The following is a 16,561-nucleotide window of genomic DNA, read 5'->3' as shown; positions in this document are numbered from 1 at the left end:
TCGCATCGCAACGTTTACAAAACTACGCTGCTTAGCGATACACGGGCCGCCCGGCTCACACCAGCAGTGCGGCCAATCGAATTTCAACACAAGCACGGAAGATCGTCCTGCGTTGCTTCACGCCTCTGAGCTGTTGAAAAAAACACAGGTATGGCAGCGGCGCCTAAGTCGGCGGCTGCTGCGACTCGATCGTAAGCCTGTTGAGAAACATGGCTATTGAAGGCACAGGGCCAGTGGCCACTAGACAGCGACCCTCTAGCCTCGTAACGTGCTTGAGATGCCCTGCAAACTGCTCTCCCGCCCTATTTTGCTAGGTTTCCGAGGCAGTCCGCTCAAAAAGCCGGCGCGATAGAACCGGAGTTCAAGGAATAGCATCGATGCAAGGAACACAACCGGAACACCTTCGCCAGCGCGACGCCCGCCCGGAGTTCTGGCAGCTCTCGATGCGTTGCTGTCAGTTGGCGGGTAGCGTCGATGTAGCCTTTTTATTCATATTCCTCATTCTTGGTTCACCGATTCTGGCCTGGATAAACGTGGTCAGCGTGGCCATGTATATCTATGCCTATCGCGCATTCCAACAGCGAAGAAATCAGCTTGCGGTCATGCTGATACGTGTTGAAGTGCTTGTTCATGCCGGACTGGGAACGGTGCTAATTGGTTGGGAAAGCGGCTTCCACTATTACCTGCTGATGTTTATTCCGGCCCTGTTCGTCAGCATGCCCACACGCACCGCCTGGATATACGCGGGTTGGCTATGGGCTTACTACGTCGGGCTCGACGTATTGATGTGGTTCATTGAACCGCTGCAACCTATCTCCTCCAGCGCGCTGCTGGGCGTGCACGTGTTCAACCTTACCGTAGTGTTCTGCATGTTCAGCTATCTCGCGCTGTTCTATGTGGCCACGGTGACACGGGCACACAAGAAGCTGGCCTCGATGGCAACCACCGATTCACTGACCGGCCTATTCAATCGTCGACACATGATCGAACTTACCGAAAAGGTCCTGGCGAGACACCAGCGCCATCCCACCAACCTCACCTTGATGCTGATGGACATCGATCACTTCAAGCAGGTCAATGACCAGTACGGCCACGATATGGGCGACCGCGTCCTCCAAGCGGTGAGCGATCTGCTCAAACAATCAATGCGCGAACAGGATTTTATCGGCCGTTGGGGCGGCGAAGAGTTTCTGGCCATTCTGCCGGATACGAATTTCAACCATGCAGGCGAAAGCGCCGAGCGTATACGCAAGCGTGTCGAGGAGCTCGAACTCTACAGTGATGGCATACGTGTCTGCGTTACGCTGTCGATCGGCATCACCCAATATCGTGCAGACGAGTTGCTCAGTGATGCGATTGCACGAGCCGACGTTGCGCTCTACGAAAGTAAATCGGCGGGGCGTAACAGGGTAGAAGTCGCTGAGGGATAGCGCCAAATAACCAAAAGCCCGCAGTCACGCGGGCTTCAGGCTTTCTGCTAATCGATGTCGGCCAGCGCCAGACGTCCGATCATTCCCATTCAATGGTAGCTGGCGGCTTGCTCGACACATCGTAGGTGACGCGCGAGATGCCTTCGATTTCGTTAATGATGCGGTTGGAGACCTTCTCCAGCAGCTCATACGGCAGATGCGCCCAGCGCGCGGTCATGAAGTCGATGGTTTCCACCGCACGCAGCGCGACGACCCAGGCGTAGCGACGGCCGTCGCCAACGACACCGACCGATTTAACCGGCTGGAAGACTACGAAGGCCTGGCTGGTCTTGTGGTACCAGTCGAAGTTGCGGAGCTCCTGAATGAAGATGTGGTCAGCGCGACGCAGCAGGTCGGCGTATTCCTTCTTAACTTCGCCGAGGATGCGCACGCCCAGCCCCGGGCCCGGGAACGGATGGCGATAGACCATATCGTACGGCAGGCCGAGTTCGAGACCGATCTTGCGGACTTCGTCCTTGAACAACTCGCGCAGCGGCTCGACCAGCTTGAGGTTCATTTCCTCCGGCAGGCCACCGACGTTGTGGTGGGACTTGATCACATGCGCCTTGCCGCTCTTGGCACCGGCGGACTCGATGACGTCCGGGTAGATGGTGCCTTGGGCGAGGTACTGAATGTTGTCGAGCTTGCTGGCCTGGGCATCGAAGACGTCGATGAAGGTACGGCCGATGATCTTGCGTTTCTTCTCTGGATCGGCTTCGCCTGCGAGGTTGTCGAGAAACTGCGCTTCAGCGTCGGCGCGGATCACCTTGACGCCCATGTTCTCGGCAAACATCGCCATCACCTGATCGCCTTCGTGCAAGCGCAGCAGGCCGTTGTCGACGAATACACAGGTCAGCTGATCGCCAATAGCCTTGTGCAGCAGCGCCGCGACCACCGAGGAATCCACGCCGCCGGACAGGCCCAGCAGCACGTTGGCCGAACCGACCTGATTGCGAACTTGTTCGACCAGATCGTCAACGATGTTGGACGGTGTCCACAGCGCTTCGCAGCCGCATATTTCAAGCAGGAAGCGCGACAGGATGCGCCCGCCCTGGCGGGTGTGGGTGACTTCCGGGTGGAACTGCACGCCGTAGTAGCGGCGGTCATCGTCGCCCATCGCAGCAATCGCGCAGCTCGGGGTGCTGGCCAGAATACGGAAGCCAGCCGGCAAGTCGGTAACCTTGTCGCCGTGGCTCATCCAGACGTCAAGGCCGAACACGCCGTCGTCGTCCATATGGTCTTCGATACCGTCGAACAGCTTGGACTTGCCAACCAGATCGACGCGCGCATAGCCGAACTCACGCTCATCCGAACCCTGGACCTTGCCGCCGAGCTGCTCGGACATGGTCTGCATGCCGTAGCAGATGCCGAACAGCGGTACACCGAGATCGAACACTGCCTGCGGTGCGCGCGGGCTGCCTTCGGCATGCACCGACTCCGGGCCGCCAGCGAGGATGATGCCGCGCGGCGCGAAGGCGCGAATGTCCTCATCCGGCATATCGAACGGATGAAGTTCGCAGTAGACGCCGAGTTCGCGCACGCGACGGGCGATCAGCTGGGTGTACTGCGAGCCGAAATCCAGGATCAGGATGCGGTGAGCGTGAATGTCTTGATGGGCCATTTTTTTCCCCTGGGAAAAACGGCTGAAGGCTGAACGCAAGCAGCTGAACGAGGCATTGCTCATCCAACCGCTCGGCGATCAGCCTCCAGCGACAGAAATATCAACCAACCCGGTAGTTGGGCGCCTCTTTGGTGATCTGCACGTCATGGACGTGGGACTCAGCCATGCCAGCACCGGTGATGCGCACAAACTGCGGATGGGTACGCATGTGATCGATGGTCGCGCTGCCGGTGTAGCCCATGGAGGCGCGCAGGCCGCCCATCAGCTGGTGGATGATCGCAGCCAGCGAGCCTTTGTAAGGCACACGCCCTTCGATGCCTTCCGGCACCAGCTTCTCGGCACCAGCAGAGGAGTCCTGGAAGTAACGATCCGAGGAACCCTGCGCCTGGGACATGGCGCCCAGCGAACCCATGCCGCGGTAGGCCTTGTAGGAACGGCCCTGGAACAGTTCGATTTCGCCCGGAGCTTCTTCGGTACCGGCGAACATCGAGCCCATCATCACGGCATTGGCGCCAGCGACAATGGCTTTCGACAGGTCACCGGAGAAACGGATGCCGCCGTCGGCGATCATCGGCACGCCGGTGCCTTCAAGTGCGGCGGAGACGTTAGCGATGGCGGAAATCTGCGGCACACCAACACCTGCGACGATGCGCGTGGTGCAGATCGAGCCTGGGCCGATACCGACCTTGACCGCATCGGCGCCAGCCTTGACCAGATCCAGCGCGGCTTCAGCCGTGGCAATGTTGCCGCCGATGACCTGGACCTGCGGGAAGTTGTCCTTCACCCAGCGCACGCGATCGAGCACGCCGCGGGAATGGCCGTGCGCGGTGTCGACCACGATCACGTCAACGCCTGCAGCTGCCAAGGCCTCGACACGCTCGGCAGTGTCGGCGCCGGTGCCGACCGCAGCACCGACACGCAGGCGCCCCTGGTCGTCCTTGGATGCCAGCGGATAGGTCTTGGCCTTCTCGATATCACGGAAGGTCACAAGGCCACGCAGGTGGAAGTTGCCGTCCACCACCAGCATCTTTTCGATGCGATGTTCATGCAGCTTGGCTTTGATTTCCTCGAGCCCCGTGCCTTCCTGAACGGTGATCAGCTTTTCCTTCGGCGTCATGATCGCGGCAACCGAATCACCGACGTTCGGCGTAAAGCGCAGGTCGCGCCCGGTGACAATACCCACCAGTTCTTTGCCCGAGACCACAGGGAAGCCAGAGAAACCAAGCTCGCGCGCCTTGCGCAGCAGTTCGCTGATCTTGGTTTCGGGGGTCACGGTCGCCGGATCGTGAACAATGGCCGTTTCGTGGCGCTTGACCTTGCGCACCTCTGCAGCCTGCTGCTCGACATTCATGTTCTTGTGAATGATGCCGATCCCACCTTCCTGCGCCATGGCGATGGCCAGGCGGGCTTCGGTGACGGTATCCATTGCCGCCGAAACAAGGGGAATGTTCAGCTCGATTTCGCGGGTCAGGCGGGTCTTGAGGCTGACATCCTTCGGCAGGACCTCGGAATATCCCGGGATCAGGAGAACATCATCGAAAGTCAGGGCTTCTTGGCTGATACGCAGCATGGCGGGGGCTCCCAGGCGGGAAAAAGGAAGCGCGGCATTATACCCACGCACACCATTACGCTCAATGCGGTTGTGCGGCCTATCGCGTGCAACCCGCTCCGCCTGGCCCCGCAAATGACTGACCGGTCACGCCTCTACATCCACTACCGCAACCGCGAATCCCAAGCGTGCAGCGAACTCGTCAAGAAATGGTTGGCTGAATACTGCGTCTCCCCAACCGTTGAAAATAAAGCCGAGATTGGAGAAGCCGCAGGCTGGGATGAACAGAAAGCCGTTTATGTCGTCCTCATGTCCGCATTCCGGACAGGTGAACGTATCGGTCTGCGCGGGCATCCACTCATCGAGACTGTCAAACAGTGCTTCGCCGATTTCGCGGCGACACTCGGGGCATCCCGCCTCCTCGGCGAAGTCCCGGGTTGGGGTATAGATGCAGCGTTTGGAAACCACCTCCAAGCCATTGATCGCCTGGCCGAACGGCAAGCGATCCGGGTGCAGCACGACGCTGCGTGCGCCCGGTCCGATCGCATATCCCATACCGCCAACGCCACGACCGCAGGTGGTGGGCAGCGCCTCGACGACGCGTCGCTCGGCGAGCCAGCGCAAGATCATCCGCGCCTTGGCTTCATGGCCGGGAAACGTTGAGATGCGCGGCACGACGATAGCTTGACTGTGGCTCATGACTGGCTCGAAAGGACGTGACGAAAGCGGCGCAGCTTAATCTGTACTTTGCTCAGGTCAACGACGGGGCGTCGGCTGCTGTCTGTTCGGTCATACACTGCAGCGCCCCCAGCGCGCTTTTCCCTTATCATCCCCTGCATGCTCAAAGATCCTTTTCAACGCCTGAACCTCGACCGCGAAGTGCTGACCGTCAGCCAGCTCAACGGTCGTGCGCGGCTGCTTCTTGAAGACGTGTTCGCCCAGGTCTGGGTCGAAGGCGAAATATCCAACCTGGCCAAGCCAGCGTCCGGCCACGTTTACTTCACGCTGAAAGACAAGAACGCACAGGTCCGCTGCGCACTCTTCCGACAGAACGCCCTGCGTGTGCGCCAGGCGTTGCGCGATGGCCTGGCGGTCAAGGTGCGCGGCCGGGTGTCCTTGTTCGAGGGCCGCGGCGACTATCAGCTGATCCTCGACAACGTCGAACCGGCCGGTGATGGCTCGCTGCGCCTGGCCTTCGAGGCGCTGAAAGAAAAGCTCGATGTCGAAGGCCTGTTCGACGCCGCCGGCAAGCGCGACCTGCCCGCTCACCCACGGCGTATCGGCATTGTCAGCTCGCCCACCGGTGCGGTGATCCGCGACATCATTTCCGTGTTCCGCCGACGGGCCCCGCATGTCGCCCTGACGCTGGTGCCGACTCCTGTCCAGGGTCGCGAGGCAACAGCGCAGATCGTCCGCGCGCTTGAACTGGCCGACCGTGGCGGCTTCGACGCACTGATCCTGGCGCGCGGCGGCGGCTCGCTGGAGGATCTCTGGTGCTTCAACGAAGAAGTGGTTGCGCGCGCCGTGGCGGCATGCGAGACGCCAATCGTCTCCGCCGTCGGCCATGAAACCGATGTCTCCATTGCCGACTTTGTCGCCGATGTGCGTGCACCCACGCCTTCTGCCGCTGCCGAACTCCTGGCGCCCAGCAGCGCTGACGTGCGCCAGCGACTCGAAGGCCTGCGCCAGCGTCTATTGCTGCGCATGCGCGACCGACTGCACCGCGATGCCACGCGCCTGGAAGGGCTGACGCGTCGCCTGCGCCACCCGGGCGAGCGCCTGCAACAGCAGGCCCAACGCATCGACGATCTGGAGCAGCGGCTGTTGCGCGGTATCGACCGTCGCCTCTGCGCCGGGCAGGAACGCCTCGCCCGCCTCGAGACTCGCCTGGCCGGGCAACACCCTGGGCGAAACCTGACCCTGCTGCGCCAACGTCTGGATCACCTGTCCAGTCGGCTGCCGCGCGCAATGCAGGATACCCTCAAGGGGCATCGCCAACAGCTACAGGGGCTGGCGCAGACCTTGAACGTGGTCAGCCCGCTCGCCACGCTGTCACGTGGCTATAGCATCCTGCTCGACGAGCGCGGCCAGGCAATTCGGCGCGCGGATCAGACCCAGCCCGGCCAACGGCTCAAGGCACGCCTCGGCGAGGGCGAACTGGAGGTCAGAGTCGAAGACAACCACCAGACGCCGGTCACCTTGTCACTGCTGGACTAACCCACTTCTGCTCAGGACTCCCATGCGCTTTGCCCTAACCTTGCTGCTCTGCCTCACGCTTCCCGCCCACGCCGAAGGTTTTCTCACCCGTTTGCTCAACAAGCCCGTACCCGGCGGCGTAGCGGTCATCGACCTGGGCAACGACGCCAGCGCCCCCACAGCACGCTACGACGGCAAGCCGGTGCTGGTGCTGCGTGAAGATGACCAGCGCTGGATCGCTGTCGTCGGCATCCCGCTGACGGTCAAGGCGGGCCAGCAAACGCTGGAGGTCAACAGCCAGGCACAGAGCTTTCGGGTCGAGCCACGCAATTACCGCGAGCAGCACATCACGCTGAAAAACCAGCGGCAGGTCAATCCGAATCCTGATGACCTCAAGCGCATCGAGCGCGAGCTGGCCGAGCAAACCCGTGCCTACCGGCAGTTCAGCCCTCGCCAACCCAGCAACCTGTTGTTTGACAAGCCGGTCAACGGCCCGCTGTCCTCGCCATTCGGCCTACGCCGTTTCTTCAACGGAGAAGAGCGCAATCCCCATTCAGGCCTCGATTTCGCCGCCAAGACCGGCACGCCGATCAAGACTCCCGCCGCCGGCAAGGTGATTTTGACGGGTAATTACTTCTTCAATGGCAAGACTGTGTTCGTCGATCACGGACAGGGACTGATCAGCATGTTCTGTCACCTGTCACAGATAGACGTAACGGTCGGCGACGAACTGTCCCGCGGTGCCGTGCTCGGCAAGGTCGGTTCCACCGGCCGGGCCACGGGACCGCATCTACACTGGAACGTCAGCCTCAACGATGCACGGGTCGATCCGTCGATCTTCATCGGTGCGTTCAAACCCTGAACCAACAAGGATCTCCCTATGCTCATCAATGTGCAGGACTCGACGCTCGTCATCATCGACATCCAGGAACGGCTATTCCCGTCCATCGAAGGCCACACCGCGTTGGCTGAGCACAGCGCCTGGCTGATACAGGTAGCCCAGCGCGTCGGTGTTCCGGTACTGATCACCGAGCAATACAGCAAGGGCCTCGGCCCGACCATCGCAACCCTGCGTGACGGTGTGAGCGACGACGCAATCATCGAGAAGCTGCATTTTTCCGCCGCGCGCGACGGCGAGCTGTTCAAGCGCCCCGGTGGCGAGCGCAAGCAGTTCATCATCAGCGGCATCGAAACCCATATCTGCGTGCTGCAGACGGCGCTCGACCTGCTGGCTCGCGGTCATCAGGTGTTCGTCGTTGAAGAAGCGGTCGGCTCGCGCCGCGCCAGTGACAAGGCGCTTGGCCTGGCGCGCATGCAGCAGGCCGGTGCCAGCATCGTCTCCCGAGAAATGGTTGCCTTCGAGTGGATGGAACAGGCCGGGACCGAACTGTTCCGCTCGATCAGCCGCGAATTCATTCGCTGAGAGGAACACCCCCTGGCACGCGGTTGTGGTTCGACGCCAACTGACGGAGCGGCACGATGCAGGAAGAAATGAAGGTCTGGCTGGAATGGCTGGGCGAGCATGCCGAACTGGAGACGCTGGTCGCCAGCGCGGCGCTGATATTTGCGGCCTGGCTGGCCAACTGGGTGGTCAAGCGCATCCTGGTGAGCGGTCTGTACAAAATACTGCGCAGCACTCGCGAAACTCAGCTGCAGGACTTCGGCATCATTCGCCGGTTGTCCAACATCGTGCCGGCACTGGTGCTGTCGATTGGAGTAAATGCCGTTCCGGGCCTTCCGGAAGCAGCCGTCACCGTTGTACGCAATGTCTGCGGTGGTTTCATAGTGCTGACCATTGCCCTCGCTTTGGGTGCGTTGCTGGACATCATCAACATGATGTACCAGCGTCGGGCCGATGCGCATGTGCACCCCATCAAGGGCTATCTGCAGGTGATCAAGATCGTGCTGTACGCGGTCGCCACCATCCTCATCATCGCCACCCTGATTGACCGCTCACCGCTGATCCTGCTGTCCGGCCTCGGGGCCATGGCGGCGGTCCTGATGCTGATTTTTCAAGACACCATTCTTTCATTAGTGGCCAGTGTGCAGATCACCTCCAACGACCTGATCCGAGTGGGCGACTGGGTGGAAATGCCGCAGCTCAACGTAGACGGCGATGTCATTGATATTGCCCTGCATACGGTGAAGGTGCAGAACTGGGACAAGACCGTAAGCAACATCCCGACCAAGCGTTTTATCAGCGATTCGTTCAAGAACTGGCGAGGCATGCAGGAAAGCGGCGGGCGGCGAGTCAAGCGCAGCCTGTTTCTGGATCAGCAAAGCGTGCACTTTCTGAGTAGCGAAGAATGTGAGCATCTGCATCGCTTCAATCTGCTGGATGAGTACCTCACCGAGAAACGCCGTGAGATCGATGCGTGGAATGCCAAGCTCGAGGAGCGCGGCAAGGAGCCGGTGAATACTCGACGGATCACCAATATCGGCAGTTTCAGAGCGTACGTGGAACGCTATCTGCGCAGCCATGGCGGTATCCATCAGGGTATGACGTTGATGGTGCGCCAGCTCAGCCCCACCGCTGACGGTTTGCCTCTGGAAGTCTACTGTTTCACCAACACCGTAGCCTGGACCCAGTACGAGGCGATCCAGTCAGACATCTTCGACCACCTGCTGGCGATCCTGCCTGAGTTCGGTCTGCGCGTGTTCCAGCACCCGAGCGGTGCGGATATGCGCGAGGGCTATGGCTCGGTCAGCCAGTTATTCAGCCGACCATTAGCCGAGCCGCTCCAACCCGGCGACAATCGCAACGAAAGCCAGTCCCGGCACGGTTGATCGTCCGGGCAGTGAAGCATCAGGCCGTGATGCTCACTGCCCAGACGAGAGCCGTCAGAAGCTGATGTCGACCCGCGCCCAATAGGTGCGGCCCGGCTCATTGACGCGACGGGTAGCGTCAAGCCCGTAGTCGGCGAAGCCTGCGCTGCCAGCCAGGTTGAGATGCTCGCTGTAGGCTTTGTCCAGCAGATTGTCGACACCGGCGCTGAGCTTGAAATGCTGGTCCAAACGATAAGCACCGTTGACCGCCAGCACACCGAAGCCGGCACTCTCGTCGAAGTCCTTGCCAACCACGGTGCCCTGATTTTCAGCGACCCGCCCCTGTGAAGCGACTACTCGCCAGAGCCCGCTGGTGCTCCAGTTTTCACGTTCGTAAGTCAGCCCGAGGCGCCCCTCCAGCGGCGGAATCTGCGGCATGGCACGGTCATCGCTGCGGTTCTTGCCCCAGGCGTAGGCCAGACTTGCGTCGCCTTTCCAGTTGCGATTGAAGCGGTAGCTTGCGCCCAGCTCGCCACCGGCGATGGTGGCGTCAATGTTGCTGACCTCCGCGCGAAGCATGCCGGGCATCACCCCAGGCACATAGCTGAACAGAATGTAGTCTTCGACCAGACCGGCGTACGCGGAGACCCAGGCCTGCAGCGGGCCCTTGGCGTACTGCAGTCCGACATCAAGCTGCGTGGTCTTCTCCGGCCGAACAGAGTCGAACGGCTGTACCGAGCCGACCGGCCCTGGGTTGGAGACGAACAGTTCCCAGTAATCGGGGAACCGCTCGGCATGGCCGAGGCCGGCATATCCGGTCACCGGCATCCCGGAGAGTTCTTTTTCGTAGCGCATGAAGCCGCTGTAAAGCGTGTCACGCCGAGTATCTCCGGCGCTGGGATTGGTCCAATCCTGACTGACCGGCATGCCCATCATGTTTTTCAGCGTCGGGTGATGGCTGTTGAAGAACGCACGCTCATCGGTCGCTTCGTGCAGATCCAGGCGCAGACCGCTGATGACTTTCTCGCGCTCGCTGAGCTGCCAGGTCAGCTCGCCGAACAGGCCATAACTGTGCAGGACGGCATCCGGCACCCACGGCAGCGAGTCGCTATCCGCCGCCGCTACCATCTGATTGACCGCACCCGTCGGGTTCATGACCTTGCGATGTTCACTGCGCTGCGCATCAATGCCGGCCTTCACCTCGACATCAGACCATTGCCAGGTTCCGACGAGGCGGCCACCGAGCGTGCGCCTGTCGACCCGCGACAGGGTCGGCTTTGTCATCATCATTGTCGGGACGAAGTCGCGCAGGCTGTAGTTGTCCATGATGTGATCGGCGTAGTTGTAATAAACCTGCGCCTCCAGCCCGTAGAAGGTCTCGCCGATACTGGTCTTCTCGAAGCGCAATCCGAGGCTTTCACGTTGAAACTGGCTGCCGTCCATGCCTCGTCCAGCATAGCGGGCGAAGCCGTCTCCCCGGCCAGCGGTCAGCTCGACCAAGGTATCCGCATCCGGCACCCAGCCTAGCGCGATGTCGGTGTTCCACTTGTCATAGCGCGACGGCACTGTGTCGCCGTTGCCGTCCGCGTAGTCATCAGCCTGCGAGCTGTTGGCCATCAGCCGCGCGTAGCCCTGTGTGCTACCCACAGCGGCATCTAGGTTGCGGTCGAAGCGGCCATTGGAGCCAGTCAGCAGACTGGCGTTGAGGCGATAATCGGGCTCGCTGAACTGCTCCGGTTCACGCTCGAAGAGCACCGTAGCGGCCGAAGCGCCTGGTCCCCAGAGCACGGTCTGCGGCCCTTTAATGACCGTCAGCTTGTCGAACGTGTCTGGACTGATATAGGAGCTAGGCGAGTCCATGCGATTCGGGCAGGCACCCAGCATCTCGCCGCCATTGCTGAGCAGTTTCAGGCGCGAGCCGAACATCCCTCGGAAAACAGGATCACCGTTCACCCCGCCGTTGCGCACCGCCGAGAACCCCGGAATGGTTTTCAGGTAATCGGCGCCGTCGCTGGCCGGCATCGGCTGACGGGGGATCTTCGGATCGGTAACCACCGTCAGCGGGGACTGCTGCGCTACCCCGGTGACGACCATGGGAGTGAGCTGGATCGGCGACCTGGGGTCCGCCTGAGCGGCCATGCTCTGGGCTGCGACGGCGCTAAGCAGCGCGACGTGCGCCAAGTGCCAGCGCAGGCGCAGGCGCAACGGACGGAGAGAAAAGTTGCCGGGCAGGCGTGAGGTTACCGCCCGTGCAGGGGTGATTCTGGACATAAGGATCTTTCACTTCTGAAATGTAGGAGAAACCGCGCGCTGGCGGCTCGGAAATCAGCCGTGGAGTACAGGTGGTGCCCGCGCATGCCCGCCAGTAAGGCGCGGCATGGCCGGCAGTGGCGGTTGCGCACTCAGCCGTGCAAAAGAAGGCGAGAAATAAGGCAGGGCCGGCGCGAAGGACAGCACCAGTGGCGGACTCAGCGTCAGTAGCTCACAGTAACCACAGAGGTCAAGCGAGGCGAGCCAGGCCGGCTGGCCAACCGACCCCGAAGTTGTATGCGCCTTTGGCGCATGGCCCTGTGCCTGGTGATGATGCTGGTGGGCGACTGATGCCGCTGAAGCGGACTGGGCAGGCCCAAGCTGCGAAGCTGAATAGAGCGGACCCACATGAATCATCAGCATGGCAAAAAGGCCAAGCCAGAGATCCGCTGTGAAAAGTCCTCTACGTCTCACGAAAATCCTGCCCTGGAGCGGCTACTACTCGTCGTGGCCGGATGATCGCATGCTGCAAGGCTAAGGGTGACTGCGACACGGGGCCGCAATTTCGTTGCGCAATCGACCGTCAATTACTTTAACGAGTCGAAATATATCTCCCTCAAATAGTCATTTATTAGTGGTTTTCACCATTTTCTCGGAGAGAGTTGCAATCCAATACGCACGAGCCCTACATTCGGAACCATAGAACCGCATCGACCTGCTCTGCCCTCCCCTATTTGCGCCGCGCTTTGGGGAGCCGCTCAAGGAAATCGCCATGACAATGCTCAAAGATCCTTCAAACAAATACCGCGCCTTTCCGGTGATCAACCTGCCTGACCGTACCTGGCCATCGCAGACCATTACCCAGGCGCCGATCTGGCTGAGCTCCGACCTGCGCGACGGCAACCAATCGCTGATCGAGCCGATGGACGCGGGCAAGAAGATGCGTTTCTTCAAGACGCTGGTTCAGGTCGGCCTGAAGGAAATCGAAGTTGGCTTTCCCTCCGCATCGCAGACCGACTTCGATTTCGTTCGCGAGCTGATACAGGGTGGGCATATCCCGGATGACGTCACAATCCAGGTGCTGACTCAGGCTCGCGAGGACTTGATCACCCGCACCTTCGAGTCACTCAAGGGCGCCAAGCAGGCCATCGTCCACTACTACAACGCAACCGCGCCGAGCTTCCGTCGCATCGTCTTCAACCAGGACAAGGCCGGTGTAATCAACATCGCCGTCAACGCCGCGCAGGTGGTCAAGCGCCTGGCCGATGCCGCGCCGGAGACCGACTGGCGCTTCGAATATTCGCCGGAGGTGTTCAGTTCCACCGAGACCGACTTCGCCGTCGAAGTGTGCAACGCGGTCATCGAGGTGTTTCAGCCGACGCCAACGAAGAAGCTGATCCTCAACCTGCCCGCCACCGTCGAGGCCGCGACGCCGAATATCTATGCCGATCAGATCGAATATTTCGGCCGCAAGATCAACAAGCGCGACAGCGTGTTGATCAGCCTGCACACCCACAACGACCGCGGCACGGGCGTTGCTGCAACCGAATTGGGCCTGATGGCCGGTGCGGATCGCGTCGAGGGCTGCCTGTTCGGTAACGGCGAGCGCACCGGCAACGTTGATCTGGTCACCGTTGCGCTGAACATGTACAGCCAGGGCGTTGATCCGCAGCTGGACTTCTCCGACATCGACGCATTGCGCAAGGTAGTCGAAGAGTGCAACCAACTGCCGGTCCATCCGCGCCATCCCTATGTCGGCGATCTGGTCCATACGGCCTTCTCCGGCTCGCACCAGGACGCGATCCGCAAGGGCTTCAGCCAGCAGGATCCGAACGGGGTCTGGGAAGTGCCCTATCTGCCGATCGACCCTGCCGACATCGGCCGCAGTTACGAGGCGGTGATTCGCGTCAACAGCCAGTCCGGCAAGGGCGGCATCACCTACTTGCTGGAACAGGAGTACGGCATCAGTCTGCCGCGCCGCATGCAGATCGAGTTCAGCCAGGTGGTGCAGCGCGAAACTGATCGTCTCGGCCTGGAAATGAGCGCCAAGCAGATCTACGCGCTGCTCGAAAGCGAGTACCTGCAGGCTACTGCCCCGTATGCGCTGAAGAGCCACCGCTTGCAGGAAGAGAACGGCACCAGCGCCGTCGACGTGGAGGTCGCCACCGAAGGCGAGATCATGCACTGGCGCGGCATCGGCAAGGGCCCGCTAGAAGCGCTGGTTGCCGGCTTGCCGGTCAAGCTGGAGATCATGGATTACCACGAGCACTCGATCGGCGCCGGCAGCAATGCACGCGCAGCAGCTTATATCGAGGTTCGTCTGGACGGCGAACGCCCGCTGCACGGCATCGGGATTGACGAGAACATCACCACCGCAAGCATCCGTGCGCTGTTCAGTGCCCTGAACAGAGCCTTGCGCGAAGCAACATCCAAAGCCGCCTGAGGCCAGACGGCGAGCCCGGAACGGGCTCGCCGTCCCCGCACCACCGGCGGAAGCATTGAGCACAACCCCCTGAGCGCCGCTCCCGCCACTCCATGGCTTCTCGCCCCCTGCTTCCTGCAGGAACGCATCATTCATCAGCAGAATCGTGCAACCGCTTCACGGCCTCTGGTACTAGGATGGGCGTTTCGTCCAGACAATCAGCCTCAGGAGTCGCCATGAGCAATGCCATCGGTTATGCCGCCCAGGATCCGAGCACGCCGCTCGCACCCTATTCCTTCACCCGCCGCGACGTCGGACCGAACGATGTAAAGATCGACATTCTCTACTGCGGCGTCTGCCACTCGGACCTGCATACCGCACGCAACGAATGGAACAACACGCTCTACCCTTCGGTCCCGGGCCACGAAATCGTTGGGCGGGTAACGGCCGTTGGTGAGGCGGTCAGCCGCTTCAAGGTCGGCGACATGGCCGGCGTCGGCTGCCTGGTCGACAGTTGCCGGACCTGCTCGTCCTGCGGCGAAGGGCTGGAGCAATACTGTGAGAACGGCTTCACCGGCACCTACAACGGTCCGGCGTTCGGCGGTGGTGAGAACACCCTGGGTGGCTACTCGGACAACATCGTGGTGGACCAGCATTTCGTCCTGCGCATCTCTCACGACGAAACCAACCTGGCGGCCGTCGCGCCACTGCTGTGCGCCGGGATCACGACCTTTTCGCCGCTGCGCCAGTGGAAGGTCGGACCCGGCCAGAAGGTCGGCGTGGTCGGCCTCGGTGGCCTTGGTCACATGGCGGTGAAGATCGCCAATGCCATGGGGGCGCACGTGGTGCTGTTCACCACCTCGCCGGACAAGAAGGAAGACGCGCTGCGCCTCGGTGCCAGCGAAGTGGTGGTGTCGAAGAACCGGGACGAGATGGCCGCGCATCTGAACAGCTTCGACTTCATCCTCAACACAGTCGCCGCGCCGCACAACCTCGACGCCTTCGTTGCGCTGCTCAAGCGTGACGCGACCATGACCCTGGTAGGCGCCCCCGCATCGCCGCACCCCTCGCCCAGCGTGTTCGGCCTGATCTTCAAGCGTCGCCGCATTGCCGGCTCGCTGATCGGCGGCATTGCCGAGACCCAGGAGATGCTCGACTTCTGCGCTGAACACAACATCGTGTCGGACATCGAGATGATCGATATCCAGACCATCAACGAGGCCTACGAGCGCATGCTCAAGAGCGACGTGAAATACCGTTTCGTCATCGACATGGCCTCGCTGAAGTCGGCGTAAGCCCCAGCATGGGCGCGCCGGGTCCAGGCGTGCCCGTGACCAGCGCGGTTCAAACCGGGCCTTCCCTCTTTGCCGCCGAGCCGCTAAGGTCGCCGACCTTCTGAGGAGTCGGCATGCGCTACCTGATTTTCGTCACCCTGCTCTGGGCGTTTTCCTTCAACCTGATCGGTGCCTACCTCGCTGGCCAGGTGGACAGCTACTTCGCTGTGCTGACACGCGTGTTGCTGGCAGGCGTGGTATTCCTCCCGCTGACCCGCTGGCGCGGCGTGGCACCGGGCTTCATCGGCGGCGTAACATTGGTCGGCGCGCTGCAGTTCGGCGTCACCTACCTCTGCCTGTATCTGAGTTTCAACGTGTTGACGGTGGCGGAAGTGCTGCTGTTCACGGTACTGACGCCGCTCCACGTGACATTGATCGACGATGCACTGAACCGTCGTTTCAACCCCTGGGCTCTGGTCGCCGCGGCCGTAGCGGTATTGGGTGCCGGACTGATTCGCTATGACGGCGTCTCCAATGACTTTCTCGGTGGCTTCCTGCTGATGCAGTTGGCCAACTTCACCTTTGCCGCGGGCCAGGTCGGCTACAAGCATCTGGCGCAGCGCTACCCGTCTGATATCCCACTCCACCGTCGCTTCGGCTACTTCTTCATTGGCGCGCTGGTCGTCGTGCTGCCGGCCTGGCTGCTGTTCGGCAACCCGGACAAGCTGCCGACCACCACTGCGCAGTGGGGCGTACTGGTCTGGATGGGCGTGCTGGCGACGGCACTCGGGCAATTCTGCTGGAACAAGGGCGCCACCCTGGTCGATGCCGGCACTCTCGCGGTGATGAACAACATGGCGGTGCCGGTGGGGCTGGTTCTCAATCTGTTGTTCTGGGGCACGCAGACCAATCTTGTACTGCTGACGGTGGGTGGCCTGATCATTCTGGCCTCGCTGCAGATCAACCGCCTGGGTCGCAAGCAGGCTCAATGACATCATGTAAGTTATTGTTATA

General features: G+C 61.2%; 13 protein-coding genes. 8 read left to right on the top strand and 5 right to left on the bottom strand.

Going from position 1 to position 16,561, the window contains the following annotated elements:
* The first annotated feature begins 377 nt into the window (after window positions 1-377).
* On the top strand, window positions 378-1,430 hold the full coding sequence (locus CXK96_RS08020) for a GGDEF domain-containing protein (RefSeq protein WP_102835933.1): 1,053 nt from the start codon (window positions 378-380) through the stop codon (window positions 1,428-1,430).
* A gap of 79 nt (window positions 1,431-1,509) precedes the next feature.
* On the opposite strand, the gene guaA is transcribed toward CXK96_RS08020, so the two are convergent.
* From guaA to CXK96_RS08005, 3 genes are all read right to left on the bottom strand, one after another.
* A complete protein-coding gene (gene guaA / locus CXK96_RS08015; protein WP_102836000.1) occupies window positions 1,510-3,090 on the bottom strand; it encodes a glutamine-hydrolyzing GMP synthase in 1,581 nt (526 codons plus the stop codon).
* 100 nt (window positions 3,091-3,190) lie between these two features.
* Window positions 3,191-4,660 carry an IMP dehydrogenase gene (gene guaB / locus CXK96_RS08010; RefSeq protein ID WP_102835932.1) on the bottom strand — a complete coding sequence of 490 codons (1,470 nt, stop codon included), beginning with the start codon at window positions 4,658-4,660 and terminating at the stop codon, window positions 3,191-3,193.
* Between the two features lie 126 nt (window positions 4,661-4,786).
* Window positions 4,787-5,338, bottom strand: coding sequence for a sugar ABC transporter ATPase (locus CXK96_RS08005; protein WP_102835931.1), 552 nt, complete (start codon window positions 5,336-5,338; stop codon window positions 4,787-4,789).
* Between the two features lie 138 nt (window positions 5,339-5,476).
* Between CXK96_RS08005 and xseA the strand changes: the two genes are divergently transcribed.
* Genes xseA through CXK96_RS07985 form a run of 4 tightly spaced genes read left to right on the top strand, consistent with a single transcriptional unit; the run spans window position 5,477 to window position 9,622 of the window.
* A complete protein-coding gene (gene xseA, locus CXK96_RS08000) occupies window positions 5,477-6,856 on the top strand; it encodes an exodeoxyribonuclease VII large subunit (RefSeq protein WP_102835930.1) in 1,380 nt (459 codons plus the stop codon).
* Between the two features lie 22 nt (window positions 6,857-6,878).
* Window positions 6,879-7,697, top strand: a complete 819-nt coding sequence (locus tag CXK96_RS07995; protein WP_102835929.1) for a peptidoglycan DD-metalloendopeptidase family protein — start codon at window positions 6,879-6,881, stop codon at window positions 7,695-7,697.
* Between the two features lie 18 nt (window positions 7,698-7,715).
* Window positions 7,716-8,258, top strand: a complete 543-nt coding sequence (locus CXK96_RS07990) for a hydrolase (RefSeq protein WP_102835928.1) — start codon at window positions 7,716-7,718, stop codon at window positions 8,256-8,258.
* Window positions 8,259-8,314: 56 nt separating this feature from the next.
* Window positions 8,315-9,622 carry a mechanosensitive ion channel family protein gene (locus tag CXK96_RS07985; RefSeq protein ID WP_256061592.1) on the top strand — a complete coding sequence of 436 codons (1,308 nt, stop codon included), beginning with the start codon at window positions 8,315-8,317 and terminating at the stop codon, window positions 9,620-9,622.
* A gap of 54 nt (window positions 9,623-9,676) precedes the next feature.
* Here CXK96_RS07985 and CXK96_RS07980 read toward each other — a convergent pair whose 3' ends face one another.
* Together CXK96_RS07980 and CXK96_RS07975 are read right to left on the bottom strand one after the other, a co-directional pair.
* A complete protein-coding gene (locus tag CXK96_RS07980) occupies window positions 9,677-11,872 on the bottom strand; it encodes a TonB-dependent copper receptor (RefSeq protein WP_102835927.1) in 2,196 nt (731 codons plus the stop codon).
* Between the two features lie 54 nt (window positions 11,873-11,926).
* The gene (locus CXK96_RS07975) at window positions 11,927-12,325 is read right to left on the bottom strand and encodes a DUF2946 family protein (RefSeq protein WP_102835926.1); all 399 of its coding nucleotides are present in this window, start codon (window positions 12,323-12,325) and stop codon (window positions 11,927-11,929) included.
* A gap of 298 nt (window positions 12,326-12,623) precedes the next feature.
* On the opposite strand from CXK96_RS07975, the gene leuA reads away from it, so the two are divergent.
* From leuA to CXK96_RS07960, 3 genes are all read left to right on the top strand, one after another.
* Entirely contained in the window at window positions 12,624-14,294 is a 1,671-nt protein-coding gene (gene leuA / locus CXK96_RS07970) for a 2-isopropylmalate synthase (protein WP_102835925.1), read from the top strand.
* Window positions 14,295-14,509: 215 nt separating this feature from the next.
* Window positions 14,510-15,568 (top strand): NAD(P)-dependent alcohol dehydrogenase, encoded by a 1,059-nt coding sequence (locus CXK96_RS07965; RefSeq protein WP_102835924.1) that lies wholly within the window; start codon window positions 14,510-14,512, stop codon window positions 15,566-15,568.
* A gap of 113 nt (window positions 15,569-15,681) precedes the next feature.
* The gene (locus tag CXK96_RS07960) at window positions 15,682-16,539 is read left to right on the top strand and encodes a carboxylate/amino acid/amine transporter (RefSeq protein WP_102835923.1); all 858 of its coding nucleotides are present in this window, start codon (window positions 15,682-15,684) and stop codon (window positions 16,537-16,539) included.
* The last annotated feature ends 22 nt before the right edge of the window (window positions 16,540-16,561 follow it).

This window comes from Stutzerimonas stutzeri, from assembly GCF_002890895.1.
Taxonomy (GTDB): Bacteria; Pseudomonadota; Gammaproteobacteria; order Pseudomonadales; family Pseudomonadaceae; genus Stutzerimonas; species Stutzerimonas stutzeri_AB.
Note: the sequence above shows the minus strand (reverse complement) of the source record. Positions and strands in the feature narration are given on the sequence as shown.